Below are 15,326 nucleotides of genomic sequence, written 5' to 3'. Positions count from 1 at the left end.
CTCAGTTTACGAGCCATCCATCATAATTGCTAACGGAAAATCATCAATTACAGCAGTTGTTAAGGCCATAAAATAAGAGGGCGACATTGTCGCCCTCTTTATATAGGTACACTCACCCAAGATTTAAACCCTTAAGGTTTAAATTGAGTGACACCGAGATCATCATCTTGCTTATGCTTCGCCAGAATATCCGATGGGCGCAGGTTACGGCGCAGATCCATTTCATCTTCACCGCGGATAAATTTACCGCGTAGTGAGTTAGTGTAAACGTCGACAATCTCGACATCCACAAAGGTACCAATGTGTTTTGGTAAGCCTTCAAAGTTCACCACACGGTTGTTTTCGGTGCGACCGCGCAGTTCCATCGGGTTTTTCACCGAGGGGCCTTCAACCAGAATGCGTTGCACTGTGCCCATCATATGGCGGCTGTAACGCATGGCCTGTTGAGTGATGCGGTCTTGTAGAATGGCCAGACGTTGTTTTTTCTCTTCCATATCAACGTCATCGGGTAAATCTGCCGCTGGCGTGCCTGGGCGCGCACTGTAGATAAAGCTAAAGCTGTGGTCAAAACCTACATCTTCAATCAGCTTCATGGTATCGGCGAAGTCTTCTTTCGTTTCGCCAGGGAAACCAATAATAAAGTCGGAGCTGATTTGGATATCTGGGCGGGCTTTACGCAGGCGGCGGATGATAGATTTGTACTCAATCGCCATATGGCCGCGTTTCATTGCGGTGAGAATGCGATCAGAACCTGACTGCACGGGTAAGTGCAGGAAGCTAACTAATTCGGGCGTATCTTCGTAAACGTCGATGATATCCTGGGTAAATTCAATGGGGTGACTGGTGGTGAAGCGAATACGGTCGATGCCGTCGATAGCGGCAACATAGCGTAATAGCTCGGCAAAGGTACAGATCCCGCCATCGTGGGTTGCGCCACGGTAAGCATTGACGTTTTGACCGAGCAGATTGACTTCGCGCACACCTTGTTCTGCCAGTTGGGCAATTTCAAGAATGATGTCGTCCGATGGGCGGCTGACTTCTTCACCACGGGTATAAGGTACCACGCAGAATGAACAGTATTTGCTACAACCTTCCATAATTGACACAAACGCCGTTGGGCCTTCGGCGCGTGGTTCGGGAAGACGGTCAAATTTTTCGATCTCAGGAAAACTCACGTCGATCACTGCTTTATCGCCGCGGCGTACTTGTTCGATCATCTCCGGTAGACGGTGAAGCGTCTGTGGGCCAAAGATGATGTCAACACAATGAGCTCGGTCTTTAATCGCTTTACCTTCTTGAGATGCAACACAGCCACCCACACCAATAATCAGGTCAGGATTTCTATCTTTGAGTGTTTTCCAACGACCTAACTGATGGAACACTTTTTCCTGTGCTTTTTCACGGATAGAACAAGTGTTCAGCAGCAGAATATCTGCTTCTTCTGCTTCTTCAGTTAAGGTGTAACCTTGGTATTCGCCTAAAAGATCCGCCATCTTAGATGAGTCGTACTCATTCATTTGACAGCCCCAAGTTTTAATATGGAGTTTTTTGCTCATCAGTTGTGTTGCCCTACGCTGCCCTGTAAAAAGAGTCCCGAGCCGTCGTTGCCTTGTAAAAAGACCAACAGACCGCCCAGTCAAAATAGCGCGACATTTTACCCGCAGTTGTTGCTGCTGACCAGCGTTGTCCACATTTTTACTCGCTAATCCTATCGGATTATGATACCCACAAAGAAGCTAGGTTTATCGCTATTGATGGGTTTTAGGTTGGTGACTTAGTGCGACATTTGCCATTGGCAACAAGCTATTGCTGGAGCAAATGCCAATGTCTTCACGGATTTAGAGTCGAAATACGTTCAACATTTCCGTGGTGTAGTGATATAGGGCATAATCGAGCCTGTTGCGGTAACTGACGGTAACGTTTACATGGTTGGTGTGGCAGCCAATGCATTATTTACAGCGCAGCTGTTGCGAATGGCGATGGTGTGACAAGGTGTATTTGACAAGTCTAAACAACAATATGAGTGGTAATTAAGATGAGCCGAACAATGAGCCAAACACAGCAATCTGCACCGATAACATCAGAGACTCAATCCTTTGATGTGGTTTTAGTCGGTGGCGGCATGGTGGGCGCGGCAACGGCGATTGGTCTTGCACAGCAAGGACTTAACGTTGCTGTAGTTGAGTCCTTTACGCCCGAGGCTTATTCTCCAGAGCAAGCATTAGATGTACGCGTTTCGGCAATAAGCGTTGCCTCTGAACATTTACTTGAACAGTTAGGCGCATTAGACAGCTTACTTAAGATGCGTAATGTGCCTTATCTTGGCTTAGAGACTTGGGAGCTTGATGGCTGTATTACTCAATTCCATAGTTCACAAATCGGCGCTAGCCATTTAGGCCATATCGTTGAAAACCGTTTAGTGCAGCTCGCTCTGTGGGAGCAAATGCTGCAATGGGAAAATATTCAACTCTTTTGCCCTGAGCGCGTTGCCTACTTTGCGCGTGGTGTTGATACGGTAAGCGTGCACTTACAATCCGGTTATTCACTCGAGGCTAAGCTGTTGGTTGGCGCTGAAGGTGCGAATTCTCAAGTACGCCAATGGGCGGGCATTGGGATTTCGGGTTGGGACTATGCTCAATCGGCCATGCTGATTAATATCCAAACCGCCCAAGGTCAACAAGATGTGACTTGGCAGCAATTTACACCTAGCGGCCCACGTTCCTTGTTACCTTTACCCGGTAATCATGCCTCGTTAGTTTGGTATGATGATGCCAATCGCATCAAACAGTTAATGCAACTGAACAATAAGCAGTTGGCCGACCAAATTCGCCAGCATTTTCCATCTCGTTTAGACAGTGATTTTACGGTTGAGGCAAAGGGCAGCTTTGCGCTCACGCGCCGGCATGCTCAGGCTTATTTTAAGCCAAATGTGGTGATTTTAGGGGATGCAGCGCACACCATTAATCCGCTTGCTGGTCAAGGGGTTAACCTTGGATTTAAAGATGTTGGAGCTTTGTTGACAGCCATCAAGACGGCATTAACTGAGGATAAACCATGGTGGTCAACCGAGGTGTTAAGCCAATATCAAGCAAAACGTTACCTTGATAATCAGCTGATGATGACCACCATGGATGTGTTTTACGCTAGCTTTAGTAATGATATTTTGCCGCTTAAATTACTTCGCAATGGCGCATTAAAATTGGCCAATATCAATTCTCCCATCAAACAAACTGTACTTAAGTATGCGATGGGGCTCAATTAGTTCCTCGTTGTGAGCACTTGCTCACTCGGTATTTGTTGACTTACGCATTGAGTGCTAAAATGCCGCGTTTTTAACGAGTATAAGCGGCATTATTAGCTCAATATGGTCGACCTGTGTGCTTTGCCATCGACCAATTAACGCAGTATTGAGTGCCATTAGTGAGTGTCATGAGCGAAATTAAATTAATCGTAGGGCTTGCCAATCCGGGCGCTGAATATGCCCAGACTCGCCATAATGCGGGTGCTTGGTATGTGGAAGAATTAGCCCGTATTTGTGGTGTGAGCTTAGTCGCCGATAGCAAGTATTTTGGCTTGACAGCCAGAGCCGTATTACACGGTAAAGATGTGCGTTTACTCATACCGACTACGTATATGAACTTAAGTGGTAAAGCCGTAGGTGCTTTAGCTAATTTCTTTCGTATTACACCTGAAGAAATTCTGGTGGCCCACGATGAGCTGGATATGCCACCTGGCGTGGCTAAATTTAAACTCGGTGGCGGCCATGGTGGTCATAACGGCTTAAAAGACATTATTGCCAAATTAGCGAATGATAAAAACTTCTATCGTTTACGGATTGGGATTGGTCATCCCGGCGATAAAAATAAAGTCAGTGGCTACGTATTGGGTAAGGCTCCCGCGAAAGAGCAAGAGCTGATCAATGCTGCCGTAGACGAAGCCGTGCGCTCAACTGAAATTTTATTTAAAGAGGACATGGTGAAAGCCATGACTCGATTACACTCCTTTAAAGCGGAGTAATGTTTGGGTCGGCGCTTTGTTATAGGTCGCTATTCAAACGTCAAGACGATTTATCAATGTGCTGCCAAGGGGCAGTGCGACTAAAACTTGCTGGTGAGTGTGACTTGCCAGCCAATCATCGAGAGAAAGGTAAGAATATGGGTTTTAAATGCGGCATTGTTGGTCTTCCTAACGTAGGTAAATCAACGCTTTTTAATGCGTTAACTAAGGCTGGCATCGAAGCGGCAAACTTCCCGTTTTGTACCATTGAGCCAAACACTGGTGTAGTGCCTGTGCCGGATCCTCGTTTAGATGCGCTGGCGGCAATTGTTAATCCTCAACGTATACTGCCAACCACTATGGAGTTCGTGGATATCGCTGGCCTAGTTGCAGGCGCTTCTAAAGGTGAAGGTTTAGGGAACAAGTTCCTTGCTAACATCCGTGAAACCGATGCTATTGGTCATGTGGTACGTTGTTTTGACGATGACAACATCGTTCACGTTGCAAACAAAGTGGATCCTGCTCGCGACATCGAAGTGATCAATACCGAGTTGGCGCTTGCCGACTTAGATAGCTTAGAGCGCGCCGTTATTCGTCAGCAAAAACGTGCTAAGGGTGGCGATAAAGACGCTAAGTTTGAGGTTGAGGTTCTTGAGAAAATGCGTCCAGTGCTCGATGAAGCCAAAATGCTGCGCTCGATGGATCTTTCTAAGGAAGAATTAGAAGCTGTTGCTTACTTAAACTTCTTAACCTTAAAGCCAACCATGTACATTGCCAACGTGGCTGAAGATGGGTTTGATAATAACCCACACTTAGATGCAGTGCGTGCCATTGCTGAAAAAGAAAACGCCATTGTGGTTTCAGTGTGCGCTGCAATTGAATCTGAACTAGCTGAAATGGATGTTGAAGAACGCGATGAGTTTATGGCAGACCTTGGGTTAGAAGAGCCTGGGTTAGATCGCGTGATCCGTGCTGGTTACCAGTTATTGAACCTGCAAACTTACTTCACTGCGGGCGTAAAAGAAGTGCGTGCTTGGACCGTTTCTGTAGGCGCGACTGCACCACAGGCGGCGGGCGTTATCCATACCGACTTCGAACGTGGGTTTATCCGTGCGCAAGTGGTGGCATTTGACGACTTTATTGCCTATAAAGGTGAAGCTGGCGCCAAAGAAGCGGGTAAGTTACGTGTAGAAGGCAAGACTTATATCGTTCAAGATGGCGATGTGATGCACTTCCTGTTTAACGTATAAGTTAGCCATTATTGGGCTAAGCTTTAGAAAGTTAGGCAAAATACGGGCAACAGAGGCTGATTTAGTGTATCTGTTGCTCAGTTTGGTGAAGTAATAGCCGAACGGTTTGTATCAAGGAAAATAGCGAAAAAAAGCTGTTGACCTCGATACCTCGAATAAGCATAATACGCCCCGTTCCTCGCTACGAGGGGCGCGCAATAACGAAGTGGCAATGTAGCTCAGCTGGTTAGAGCACAGCACTCATAATGCTGGGGTCGCAGGTTCAAGTCCCGCCATTGCTACCATTTCGTTATACTAGCTTTTGCTAGCATCACTTCAGGATGTAAAATTGAAACTGTGCGGGAATGGTGAAATTGGTAGACACGCCAGATTTAGGTTCTGGTGCCGTAAGGTGTGAGAGTTCAAGTCTCTCTTCCCGTACCATTATTTTAAACATCTGCGTTAGCGGGTGATGAAACAAGTTTTAGTTGGGGTATCGCCAAGCGGTAAGGCACCGGGTTTTGATCCCGGCATACCTAGGTTCGAATCCTAGTACCCCAGCCATCATTTCATGTTTCTCAGTTTTTGGGGTATCGCCAAGCGGTAAGGCACCGGGTTTTGATCCCGGCATACCTAGGTTCGAATCCTAGTACCCCAGCCATGGCAATGTAGCTCAGCTGGTTAGAGCACAGCACTCATAATGCTGGGGTCGCAGGTTCAAGTCCCGCCATTGCTACCATATTTAAATCCACGTAAATCAATTGGTTTATCTGGTAAAAATCCAGAGATGCTTGTATGAGTGAATCTGGTACATTTTGATGCGGGAATGGTGAAATTGGTAGACACGCCAGATTTAGGTTCTGGTGCCGCGAGGTGTGAGAGTTCAAGTCTCTCTTCCCGTACCATCAAAATGCAACCTTTACGGTTAAAACAAGTTAATTGGGGTATCGCCAAGCGGTAAGGCACCGGGTTTTGATCCCGGCATACCTAGGTTCGAATCCTAGTACCCCAGCCATAGTTAAAAAGCCCGTCCTTTGACGGGCTTTTTGCTTTCTGTCGTTTGTATATGCTTGTCGAATCATCCTCTGGTTACTTCGCTATTTTTCAATCTTCTTCTCCATTGTTAGTGTGTTATGGCATTGCTGAGTGTTTTGGCGATATGAGAATGACTAATGGCTAAGATGCGCTTAATTGGCTTAGATAGGTGTTTATAGAGATAAAAAAGCCACAGTGTTCAATAAACACTGTGGCTAACACCGATAAAAGTGAAATGCGACTAAAAAGCTCGCCGAGCGTTGAGTAGTGGTTATTGTACGGGTTTTACTTCTTTAACTGCTGTGGGAGCTGCGACTTCGTTCACCGCTTTTTCAAGCACCGTTTCCTGTGTAGCTTTTACATCGCCTGTGGCAACCGCTTTTAGGGGCGCAGCTGCTGGGATTTGTTCTTGCAGTTTTTCCGTGCCAGCTTCTATGGCCTTTTGCTGCAGTTTTTGCGGATCCGTATAGTCAGCCAGTTCTTTTGGCCAGCTTGGAACGAGTTTCTCTGCTTGATTGGTAAACTGCTCAGAGATAATTTTTGGCGAGCCACCCGTTAATAACATCACTGCCATTTGGTTGGTTTCTGAATTCCATACAAATCCGGCTTTTTCGGCCATTTCAGGCACTGGAGTATAAGTCGACACCATATAAAATAAGGGGCCTTCCTGTTGAATTTTGTCGGCAGTTTTTAACAGAGATACTGTGGTCTCATAGTTATCACCGAGTAGCGACTTCATACGATCTTTAATGAGAGGCTGTTCGAATAGCCCGACATCATTAGGATTTAATCCTACTAGGGGTTTTAGCAGTGCCCACATCAGTTGGCCTTGAGGCGACATTAACAACAGTGGAGCAACACAGGCGTTTAGCATTAATGCGAGCCAAATAATGTTAAGGCAACGCATTTTTTTGAGCAGAGTTGTACCCAAGATGATATTTCCTTTGGAAGTACCAGCAAGTCGCCGGCGGCGGATTGTAGCCGATTGTGATTCTGTAAACGAGAGGGGGAAGAGGGTAAATTTTAAGTGTGATTTTAAGTCCAAATGTTGCTTTTTATCTATATGAATTAATTGTAATTCTCCAAATGTTGCAAAGTCTCTTTATTCGAGAGTTTGTCTCCCTTCAAGCTATATCAGCGCTGCTTTTATCTAACGCTACCGTATTGAGTATGTAAAGATTGTAAACTTGGTGCTTTTTGATAATAAATATCATTTACTATCAGTCAATTAATTTTATTTCATACAAGCACTAAGTTCTGCAGTGTTTTGGCGATTTTAGGCAGCAATCCCTGAAATACCTTTTTTGAGAGTCAGTCGTTGAAATTTAAAGTCAGTAAATCATCTCTTTCCTACGCACGCATTATCCATGTCTACGTCTCAATGGCGTTGCTTTTGTTAATGCTATTTTTCGCGATTACGGGGATCACCTTAAATCACCCCAATTGGTTTTCGTCTGCGGATCAAGAGCCACTGCGCGAGCAGTTTGATATTCCCAGTTATTTAATTCCCGCTGCGTCGCAGGAGCCCGAGTGGCGTTTAGCTGCGGGGCATTGGCTTAAAAGTCAATGGGATATGGATATTACCACTGCCGATATCGATGAGGATGAAATCAGCCTAGTGAGTAAGGGGCCTGGTACCTATCGCACAGTCACCCTCGATCTGCTCGACGGCAAAGCCTATATCGAGACCTTAGATTATGGCGTTGTCGCAGTGCTAAATGATCTGCACAAGGGCCGTAATACTGGAAGTGTCTGGGCTTGGGTACTCGATCTTTGTGCGCTGTTGATTATTTTGTTCTCACTCACGGGTGCTTATTTACTGTTACCTCAAACCAAAAGACTAAAAAAATCGTTGTTTTATATGGTGATCGTCAGCTCTGGCTGCGCACTTGTTTATGTTTATTTTGTTCCATAGGGAGAGCCGATTGATGATGCGTCATCTTATTCGCACCACTGCTATCGGTGCGTTGTTTGTGAGTTCTGCGGTATTGGCCGCACCGAAAATGACCGTAGATTTAACCTTGCCAGAAATTACCGAGGGCCAGTATCACAGACCCTATGTGGCTGTATGGGTTGAGGATGCCAAGGGCCAAACCGTTAAAACCATAAGCCTATGGGTATGGGATGAAGGCCATAAATGGCTCAAGGATATTCGTCGTTGGTGGCGTAAAGCCGGACGTGAGGATATGAGCTTTGTCGATGGTATCGCCTCAGCAACACGTCCTGCTGGCCACTACAAAATTGATTGGGACTTAAAAGATGATGCAGGTAAACCTCTTGTTCCTGCCTCCTACACGGTGTTTATCGAAGTGGTGCGTGAGCATGGTGGCCGTGATTTGGTCAGACAAAACTTTGATTTATCGGCGGGGGATTTTACAGCCCAATTACCCGCCACCACTGAAACTGGCGTCATTGATATTCGCTTAAGCGGCATGACTCGCTAAGCCTAGTATTTAACGAAAAGGATGTGAAGATGAAATTACGTTTTGTTGCCTTAGTTAGCGCACTGTGCATCAGCCCATTTGCCAGCAGCCATGACCGCTGGATTCTACCTAGCCACTACAATGTGTCGGCAGAAAGTAATGAGGCAGTTTGGATTACTTCTGATGTTTCCGCTAGTAACCAAGTGTTTATGGTTGATAAGCCTGTTACGGCTAGCGATGTGAAAGTGTATTTACCCGATGGCAAGTCGAGTTCACCAAGTTCGAGCTACACTGGCGGCCGTAAATCAGTTTTTGATGTGCAGCTCTTACAAGACGGCACCTATAAGTTCGAGAAAGAAGTTACGCCTCGGTATTTTTCGGTTTACAAAGTCAAAGGAAAAGAAGAGGTAGTGCGTAGTCGTCTTGATAAAAAAGCGACCGCAGCTGTCATGCCAAAGGATGCCTATGATCTTAAAGGCTCATTAACCGTTGCTAGGGTTGAAACCTATGTGACTCGCAATAAACCAACCGATAAGGTACTGGCACCTAAAGGTGAATACTTAGAATTAGTACCTATCACGCATCCTGCTGATATTGTTGAGAATGAACCTGCAACACTGCAATTTGTTTATGATGGAAAGCCCGTTGAAGGCGTCAGCGTAGCCATTATGAAGGACGGTAGCCTATACCGTAACAAGCCAGAGGAAATTAGCTTAACCTCTGATAAAGAAGGTAAAGTGGCGATGACGTTACCTGCCGCTGGCCGTTATTTATTACATGCCTCTATCGAGCGCCCAAGTCCTGATAAATCCCTTGCCGATAAGACGGTAAGCGAAATCTTTTTGACCTTCGAAGCAGGGCTTGAATAAGCTAAGACTTTATTACTAAAGTGATTAATGCCCACAAACTTAGTTTGTGGGCATTTTTGTTTTTAGCTCTTGCCGTAATTAAGATCGCACTATCATTCTTTACTACTAGCATCTGGGCGCTAGCTTCAGTAAGCTGCAAGGGTGCACAGTTCTTGATGCATCCCACGCGCATAACGATTAGAATAGCGCAATTCCACCCTGATTTTACTGTGTTGACCTTAGCGTCGGCACGGGTTGCTTTTGTTTAAAGGAGACGAAAGAAGTTATGACTAAGGTTCCTATGACAGTTGTCGGTGCAGAACAGCTGCGTAAAGAGTTAGATATGCTCAAGTTTGAACGTCGCCCTAAAATCACTGAAGCGATTGCCTCAGCGAGAGAATTAGGCGATCTGAAGGAAAACGCTGAATACCACGCAGCCCGTGAAGAGCAAGGTATTTGTGAAGCGCGTATCCGTGATATTGAAGGCAAACTTTCTAACGCGCAGATCATCGATGTGACTAAGATGGTGAACAACGGTCGTATTATTTTTGGCGCGACTGTGACTATCTTAAATCTCGATACCGATGCTGAAGTTACCTACCGAATCGTAGGTGACGATGAAGCCAACATCAAAGAAAACCTGATTTCAGTCAACTCTCCGATCGCCCGAGGATTAGTGGGTAAAAATGAAGGGGATGAAGTGTCTATCACGACCCCCGGTGGTTTGACCGACTACGAAATTATTTCGGTGCAATATATCTAAGCTTTTATATCATCAGGTTATTTACCATTGAAAGCCGCTTTTAGCGGCTTTTTTATGTCTTTTTGATACTTAACACGTTGCGCAATAAGTCTCTTTGCAGTGCAAACTTAGAAAGATGGATAAAGTTTAATTTGCCTCTGAGTTGGCAGTTACTTAAGCTGCATGCTTGGAACTTTCTATGTTTTTAATAAAGCTATTCAAGAAAGCGTTGTTTTTCCTGTAAACATTTTTCACGTAAATTGCTGCGTGCACCATTTAGGATCTGAGTTTGATTAAGTTTTGGCGCCAAGGATTAATGTTACTCTGTGTGTCGATCATTTTGATCGCCCATTCGAGTGGCTATGCGCCGCGCAGCTTAACCGCTCAGCATTTTGCGCCTAAAACAGTAGTGACAACTGTGCTGACAGCCGATACGCCGTCAATCACAGCGCAAGAAAATACGACATCGCGCCATTCAACTGAACAATCGACTGCGGACGAGAGTCAAGCGGTTTGCATTGCCTCTGATAAGGTGCAAGCCTCCGATTGTTCCGAGCCTGAATTCGTTAGTCATTCTGACGATTTTAATTTTGCCCCGGTTAACTCCCAGCGCTTTATCAATCTTGTTCAGCATGATATGCGTGAAGTGAAGCCTGTTTACCAGTTGGCCTTTGAGTTTGAACCAGAGCCTGCGCCCGCATTAGGGGAAAATATTCGCCTCGATGCTCGCCCGGATTGGACCCTCTTAGCCGAATCTTCACCCGCGCGGATCTCCGGCTGGAAAGTCTCCAACCTCCAATATCGCTTTAGTCAGCAAGCCGCTTAATTCACCGCTCCCTGTTGCAAGTTAGCAAGGCTTATCCATAACGATACCGTTTGAGTTTGTCATCTGAACCATAGGTCGTTAAGGATGCCTTTGATTAACTTTGCATTTTGTCATCCGAAACCTGTACCCGATAACCTAGCCTCAAAGCCTGCGGAATGATAGCCGCTGATATGACTGAATTGCATTGGATTAAACGCATTCGGTTTAGACGGATTTGAATCGGTTATCACCACTGAGTTTGCTGCGTTTAGCGTACTCTTTGTTGAATTCGTGTTTACAGGTTTCACCGTACATACAGTGATTGTGCGCTCATGTTTGAAGGCGTTAATACGCCACTGATTACTATCCGAGCGTGCAAAACTATGCGAGTGATATCTATGGATAAAATTCAGAGTAAAAAGCTGCTAAATCATTATTCAGCTTGGAAATACGTTGTGCTAATTGTCACGATTATTGTGATGTTATTTAGCGCTTTACCGACTTGGTATGGTGAAGACGCCGCAGTGCAGGTGGGCGCTAAAGCAGGGCTTAACTTAACCCCTATTGAACTGCGGGATAAATTAAAAGCGCAGGGCGTTGAGGTGAAGCGTATCGAAGTTAAGCATGCCCAACATGGCAACGCCAATAGCTCAGAAGATGGGCAAACCCTTATTGTACTGAATGATGACAGCGAGCAAACCTTAGTGAAGACCTTAGTGTCATCCATGGTGAGTGAGCCGAAAGAACTCACGCTGGCATTGGTGAGTGCTGCGCCGAGTTGGCTGCAAAATATGGGTTTTGAACCGATTAAGCTCGGGCTTGATTTACGCGGCGGGGTGCAATTTTTGCTGGATGTGGATGTACAACCTGTCTACCAAGCCCAAGCAGATGCCCTAGTCGAATCCTTAAGACAATTTTTACGCGAACAACAAATCCGTGGCGCCAGTGTGCGTATTGACAACACGCGCGATGATGCCGGATTACAAATAGCGGTTGCATTAACGGATGCTTCAGCATCAGACAATAACGCCCGTGCTGCCATACGTCAGTTTATCCAGCAAAGCTATCCAACTTGGCAATTAACCAATGGGGATAATGGCTTAGTGGTCAAACTTGCTCAAGATGAGCAAATTAAGTTACGTAATTTAACGGTGCAGCAAAACCTGCAAATCATGCGTAGCCGTATTGAAGAGTTGGGGATCACTGAGGCTCTAGTGCAGCGTCAGGGTGAACACCGTATCCGCATCGAGCTGCCTGGTGTGCAAGACCCCGCCGCCGCGAAAAACGTGATTGGTGCGACCGCAAGCTTGGCCTTTTTTGAGGTTAAAGAATCGGGTTCAGTGAACGCGCAGGTGCTGAAGGACAAATCTGGCAATCCCGTTTATGTGGCACGCACGCCCGTATTAGGTGGCGATCATATTGTCGATGCCCGTGCCAATATTGGTGAAATGGGCATGGCCGAAGTGAACATTCACCTCGACCGTATTGGCGGGCAGAAGATGTCGGAGTTCTCCCGCGCCAATATCGGTAAGCCGATGGCAACATCCTATAGCGAATATAGCCGGGATGAGCAGGGCAAAGCTAAGCAAACACAACAGATCATTAGCGTCGCGACCATCCAATCCCAACTAGGTGATCGTTTCCGTATTACTGGTGCAGGGACTTATCAAGAAGCGCAACAATTAGCGCTGCTGCTGCGTGCAGGTTCAATGACGGCGCCTGTAACAATCGTTGAAGAACGCACGATTGGCCCAACACTTGGTGCTGAAAATATTGAAAACGGCTTTGCCGCACTCGGTTTAGGTATGGGGATTACCTTGCTGTTTATGGCGCTCTGGTATCGCCGCCTCGGTTGGGTGGCAAACGTGGCACTGATTTCTAATATGGTGATCCTGTTTGGCCTACTAGCGCTTATTCCTGGTGCAGTACTGACCTTACCTGGTATTGCAGGTCTAGTATTGACTGTCGGCATGGCGGTCGATACTAACGTGCTGATATTCGAACGGATAAAAGATAAGTTAAAGGAAGGACGAAGCTTTGCCCTTGCCATCGATACTGGTTTTGATAGTGCATTTTCAACCATTTTCGACGCCAACTTCACTACGATGATCACCGCAGTTGTGCTCTATTCCATCGGTAATGGTCCGATCCAAGGTTTTGCCTTGACCTTAGGCTTAGGTCTTCTGACCAGTATGTTTACCGGTATTTTTGCTTCAAGAGCCTTGATTAACCTTGTTTATGGGCGTGATGCGCGCCGTCATGTGAGGGTATAAAAATGAAGAATATTAATCTGACTAAATGGCGTTATATTTCGAGCGCTATCTCGATCTTTTTAATGCTGGCCTCACTTACTATCATCGGCGTGAAGGGTTTTAATTGGGGCTTAGATTTTACTGGCGGGGTGGTAACCGAAGTACAACTTGATAAAAGAATCACCACTAGCGAATTGCAGCCATTACTGAACGCGGCTTATCAGCAAGAAGTGACTGTGATATCTGCCAGTGAGCCTGGTCGCTGGGTATTGCGTTATGCCGACACTGCACAAAGCAATGTGGATATTGCGCAAACCTTAGCGCCACTGGGCGAAGTGCAAGTGCTAAATACCAGTATTGTCGGCCCGCAGGTGGGTAAAGAGCTGGCAGAGCAGGGGGGACTCGCGTTATTAGTCGCTATGTTAGCTATCCTAGGCTATTTGAGTTATCGCTTTGAATGGCGCCTCGCCTCTGGTGCGCTATTTGCGTTAGTACACGACGTCATTTTTGTACTCGCGTTTTTTGCGCTGACACAGATGGAATTTAATCTAACTGTGCTCGCGGCGGTGCTGGCTATCCTTGGCTACTCACTGAATGACTCAATCATTATTGCCGATCGTATTCGTGAGTTATTGATTGCAAAACCCAAACTTGCGATTCAGGAGATTAACAACCAAGCGATTGTCGCGACATTTTCGCGCACTATGGTGACCTCGGGGACCACTCTGATGACGGTTGGAGCACTATGGATAATGGGCGGTGGGCCGCTAGAAGGATTCTCAATAGCCATGTTTATCGGCATTTTGACCGGCACGTTCTCCTCGATATCAGTCGGGACCTCCTTGCCAGAGTTTCTCGGCTTAGCCCCTGAGCACTATCAAGTTAAACCCATTAGCGATACACCGTAGACGTTAAAACAAAACGGCCACTCATTTGAGTGGCCGTTTTGTTTAAGGCTGGAAAATTATTTCGCTCTTGGCAAAGCAATTTTCATTTCTGGTGATTGACGATAAATCACCAGAATATGACCAATAAGTTGCACTTTTGCAGATTGAGTTTCACGTACTATGGCATCAACGATGGCATTTTTTAGCTCTCTGTCGGCAGAGGCTACTTTCACTTTAATCAATTCATGATAAGCGAGTGCGCTTTCAATTTCAGCGAGTACACCTTCAGTCAATCCATTGGCACCAAGCAGCACCACTGGCTTTAAATTATGCGCCAGACCTTTTAAATGCTGTTTTTGTTTGGTTGTTAAGTTCATTTCTACCAACTTTTGCTGAGTTACTGTTGAAAAAACGCTATTCTACCCTTATATAGCCTTTGTGTAACTCTCAATTGTTGCGGATTTTAAATGTCAGGTAAAAAACGTACGGCCAGTTCCAATCGCTGGATGCTGGAACACTTTGATGATCATTATGTCAAACTAGCACAGAAACGGGGATTGCGTTCTCGCGCTGCGTTTAAGCTTGAAGAGCTTCAGCAAAAGGATCAATTGATCCGCCCAGGTATGACGGTTGTTGACTTAGGGGCCGCTCCAGGTGGCTGGTCACAGGTTGCTGTTAAGCTAGCTGGAGACAAAGGTAAAGTTATCGCCTGTGATATTTTACCTATGGATCCCATCGTCGGCGTGGATTTCTTGCAAGGGGACTTTCGTGAAGAGAAAGTGCTCGAAGCATTGCTAACTCGCGTCGGTGCGGATAAGGTTGACGTTGTATTGTCTGATATGGCGCCCAACATGAGTGGTTCAGATGGTGTCGATCAGCCGCGCGCCATGTATTTAGTCGAGTTGGCGTTAGATATGTGTCATCAAGTGTTGGCACCTAACGGCAGTTTTGCGGTCAAAGTCTTTCAGGGGGAGGGGTTTGACGAATATATGAAAGCGGTTAAAGAGGCATTCAAAGTCGTAAAAACACGTAAACCGGACTCGTCGCGGGCACGCTCCCGTGAGGTCTATCTTGTGGCGACAGGGTACAAGTTGTAGTACCCTAGCGTT

The 15,326-nt window shown here is 46.1% G+C and carries 14 protein-coding genes and 7 tRNA genes; 18 read left to right on the top strand and 3 right to left on the bottom strand.

All coding sequences use genetic code 11. The features are described from left to right. Window positions 1-131 precede the first annotated feature (131 nt). On the bottom strand, window positions 132-1,556 hold the full coding sequence (miaB, locus tag MMG82_RS03475; protein WP_047536916.1) for a tRNA (N6-isopentenyl adenosine(37)-C2)-methylthiotransferase MiaB: 1,425 nt from the start codon (window positions 1,554-1,556) through the stop codon (window positions 132-134). Window positions 1,557-2,047: 491 nt separating this feature from the next. Here miaB and MMG82_RS03470 point away from each other — a divergent pair, with 491 nt between their 5' ends. From MMG82_RS03470 to MMG82_RS03425, 10 genes are all read left to right on the top strand, one after another. Beyond that, a complete protein-coding gene (locus tag MMG82_RS03470) occupies window positions 2,048-3,262 on the top strand; it encodes an FAD-dependent oxidoreductase (protein ID WP_241406465.1) in 1,215 nt (404 codons plus the stop codon). A gap of 167 nt (window positions 3,263-3,429) precedes the next feature. Beyond that, window positions 3,430-4,017 carry an aminoacyl-tRNA hydrolase gene (pth, locus tag MMG82_RS03465; RefSeq protein WP_037415200.1) on the top strand — a complete coding sequence of 196 codons (588 nt, stop codon included), beginning with the start codon at window positions 3,430-3,432 and terminating at the stop codon, window positions 4,015-4,017. Window positions 4,018-4,154: 137 nt separating this feature from the next. Continuing rightward, window positions 4,155-5,246 carry a redox-regulated ATPase YchF gene (gene ychF / locus MMG82_RS03460; RefSeq protein WP_037431408.1) on the top strand — a complete coding sequence of 364 codons (1,092 nt, stop codon included), beginning with the start codon at window positions 4,155-4,157 and terminating at the stop codon, window positions 5,244-5,246. A 207-nt stretch (window positions 5,247-5,453) separates the two neighbouring features. Then, window positions 5,454-5,530: transfer RNA gene (locus tag MMG82_RS03455), tRNA-Met, on the top strand. 54 nt (window positions 5,531-5,584) lie between these two features. Beyond that, window positions 5,585-5,669 (top strand) — tRNA-Leu (locus MMG82_RS03450). A 45-nt stretch (window positions 5,670-5,714) separates the two neighbouring features. Next, window positions 5,715-5,789: transfer RNA gene (locus MMG82_RS03445), tRNA-Gln, on the top strand. Window positions 5,790-5,811: 22 nt separating this feature from the next. After that, window positions 5,812-5,886 (top strand) — tRNA-Gln (locus MMG82_RS03440). Window position 5,887: 1 nt separating this feature from the next. Then, window positions 5,888-5,964 (top strand) — tRNA-Met (locus tag MMG82_RS03435). Window positions 5,965-6,045: 81 nt separating this feature from the next. Beyond that, window positions 6,046-6,130, top strand: a tRNA-Leu gene (locus tag MMG82_RS03430). 35 nt (window positions 6,131-6,165) lie between these two features. Then, window positions 6,166-6,240: transfer RNA gene (locus MMG82_RS03425), tRNA-Gln, on the top strand. Window positions 6,241-6,531: 291 nt separating this feature from the next. Here MMG82_RS03425 and MMG82_RS03420 read toward each other — a convergent pair. Further along, complete coding sequence (locus tag MMG82_RS03420) at window positions 6,532-7,167, bottom strand: hypothetical protein (protein WP_047540206.1); 636 nt, start codon at window positions 7,165-7,167, stop codon at window positions 6,532-6,534. Between the two features lie 411 nt (window positions 7,168-7,578). Here MMG82_RS03420 and MMG82_RS03415 point away from each other — a divergent pair, with 411 nt between their 5' ends. The 7 genes from MMG82_RS03415 (at window position 7,579) to secF (ending at window position 14,238) form a co-directional block, all read left to right on the top strand. Beyond that, window positions 7,579-8,175, top strand: coding sequence for a PepSY-associated TM helix domain-containing protein (locus MMG82_RS03415; RefSeq protein WP_047535327.1), 597 nt, complete (start codon window positions 7,579-7,581; stop codon window positions 8,173-8,175). Between the two features lie 16 nt (window positions 8,176-8,191). Next, the gene (locus tag MMG82_RS03410) at window positions 8,192-8,704 is read left to right on the top strand and encodes a DUF2271 domain-containing protein (protein WP_037415282.1); all 513 of its coding nucleotides are present in this window, start codon (window positions 8,192-8,194) and stop codon (window positions 8,702-8,704) included. A gap of 29 nt (window positions 8,705-8,733) precedes the next feature. Beyond that, on the top strand, window positions 8,734-9,552 hold the full coding sequence (locus MMG82_RS03405) for a DUF4198 domain-containing protein (RefSeq protein WP_037431543.1): 819 nt from the start codon (window positions 8,734-8,736) through the stop codon (window positions 9,550-9,552). Between the two features lie 265 nt (window positions 9,553-9,817). Further along, complete coding sequence (greA, locus tag MMG82_RS03400; RefSeq protein ID WP_011071421.1) at window positions 9,818-10,294, top strand: transcription elongation factor GreA; 477 nt, start codon at window positions 9,818-9,820, stop codon at window positions 10,292-10,294. Between the two features lie 295 nt (window positions 10,295-10,589). Next, window positions 10,590-11,099, top strand: coding sequence for a hypothetical protein (locus tag MMG82_RS03395; protein WP_047540209.1), 510 nt, complete (start codon window positions 10,590-10,592; stop codon window positions 11,097-11,099). Between the two features lie 377 nt (window positions 11,100-11,476). Continuing rightward, a complete protein-coding gene (gene secD, locus MMG82_RS03390) occupies window positions 11,477-13,351 on the top strand; it encodes a protein translocase subunit SecD (RefSeq protein ID WP_047535332.1) in 1,875 nt (624 codons plus the stop codon). Between the two features lie 2 nt (window positions 13,352-13,353). Further along, window positions 13,354-14,238 (top strand): protein translocase subunit SecF, encoded by an 885-nt coding sequence (gene secF, locus MMG82_RS03385; RefSeq protein ID WP_037415220.1) that lies wholly within the window; start codon window positions 13,354-13,356, stop codon window positions 14,236-14,238. A 56-nt stretch (window positions 14,239-14,294) separates the two neighbouring features. Here the strand turns inward: secF and yhbY are convergent, their stop codons facing one another. Next, window positions 14,295-14,594: a ribosome assembly RNA-binding protein YhbY gene (gene yhbY, locus MMG82_RS03380; protein ID WP_011071425.1), complete on the bottom strand. Its 300-nt coding sequence runs from the start codon at window positions 14,592-14,594 to the stop codon at window positions 14,295-14,297. 90 nt (window positions 14,595-14,684) lie between these two features. Between yhbY and rlmE the strand changes: the two genes are divergently transcribed. After that, window positions 14,685-15,314, top strand: coding sequence for a 23S rRNA (uridine(2552)-2'-O)-methyltransferase RlmE (gene rlmE, locus MMG82_RS03375; protein ID WP_011625490.1), 630 nt, complete (start codon window positions 14,685-14,687; stop codon window positions 15,312-15,314). The last annotated feature ends 12 nt before the right edge of the window (window positions 15,315-15,326 follow it).

It is taken from the genome of Shewanella sp. MM_2022_3, assembly GCF_022557375.1.
Taxonomy (GTDB): Bacteria; Pseudomonadota; Gammaproteobacteria; order Enterobacterales; family Shewanellaceae; genus Shewanella; species Shewanella xiamenensis.
This window is presented reverse-complemented; position numbering and strand designations above follow the sequence as displayed.

Coding starts and splice junctions, on each gene's coding strand:
- MMG82_RS03420 (WP_047540206.1), bottom strand. CDS start 7,167: ATGCGTTGCCTTAACATTATTTGGCTCGCATTAATGCTAAACGCCTGT.
- MMG82_RS03410 (WP_037415282.1), top strand. CDS start 8,192: ATGCGTCATCTTATTCGCACCACTGCTATCGGTGCGTTGTTTGTGAGT.
- yhbY (WP_011071425.1), bottom strand. CDS start 14,594: ATGAACTTAACAACCAAACAAAAACAGCATTTAAAAGGTCTGGCGCAT.
- secD (WP_047535332.1), top strand. CDS start 11,477: ATGGATAAAATTCAGAGTAAAAAGCTGCTAAATCATTATTCAGCTTGG.
- secF (WP_037415220.1), top strand. CDS start 13,354: ATGAAGAATATTAATCTGACTAAATGGCGTTATATTTCGAGCGCTATC.
- ychF (WP_037431408.1), top strand. CDS start 4,155: ATGGGTTTTAAATGCGGCATTGTTGGTCTTCCTAACGTAGGTAAATCA.
- MMG82_RS03405 (WP_037431543.1), top strand. CDS start 8,734: ATGAAATTACGTTTTGTTGCCTTAGTTAGCGCACTGTGCATCAGCCCA.
- greA (WP_011071421.1), top strand. CDS start 9,818: ATGACTAAGGTTCCTATGACAGTTGTCGGTGCAGAACAGCTGCGTAAA.
- miaB (WP_047536916.1), bottom strand. CDS start 1,556: ATGAGCAAAAAACTCCATATTAAAACTTGGGGCTGTCAAATGAATGAG.
- MMG82_RS03470 (WP_241406465.1), top strand. CDS start 2,048: ATGAGCCAAACACAGCAATCTGCACCGATAACATCAGAGACTCAATCC.
- pth (WP_037415200.1), top strand. CDS start 3,430: ATGAGCGAAATTAAATTAATCGTAGGGCTTGCCAATCCGGGCGCTGAA.
- rlmE (WP_011625490.1), top strand. CDS start 14,685: ATGTCAGGTAAAAAACGTACGGCCAGTTCCAATCGCTGGATGCTGGAA.
- MMG82_RS03395 (WP_047540209.1), top strand. CDS start 10,590: ATGTTACTCTGTGTGTCGATCATTTTGATCGCCCATTCGAGTGGCTAT.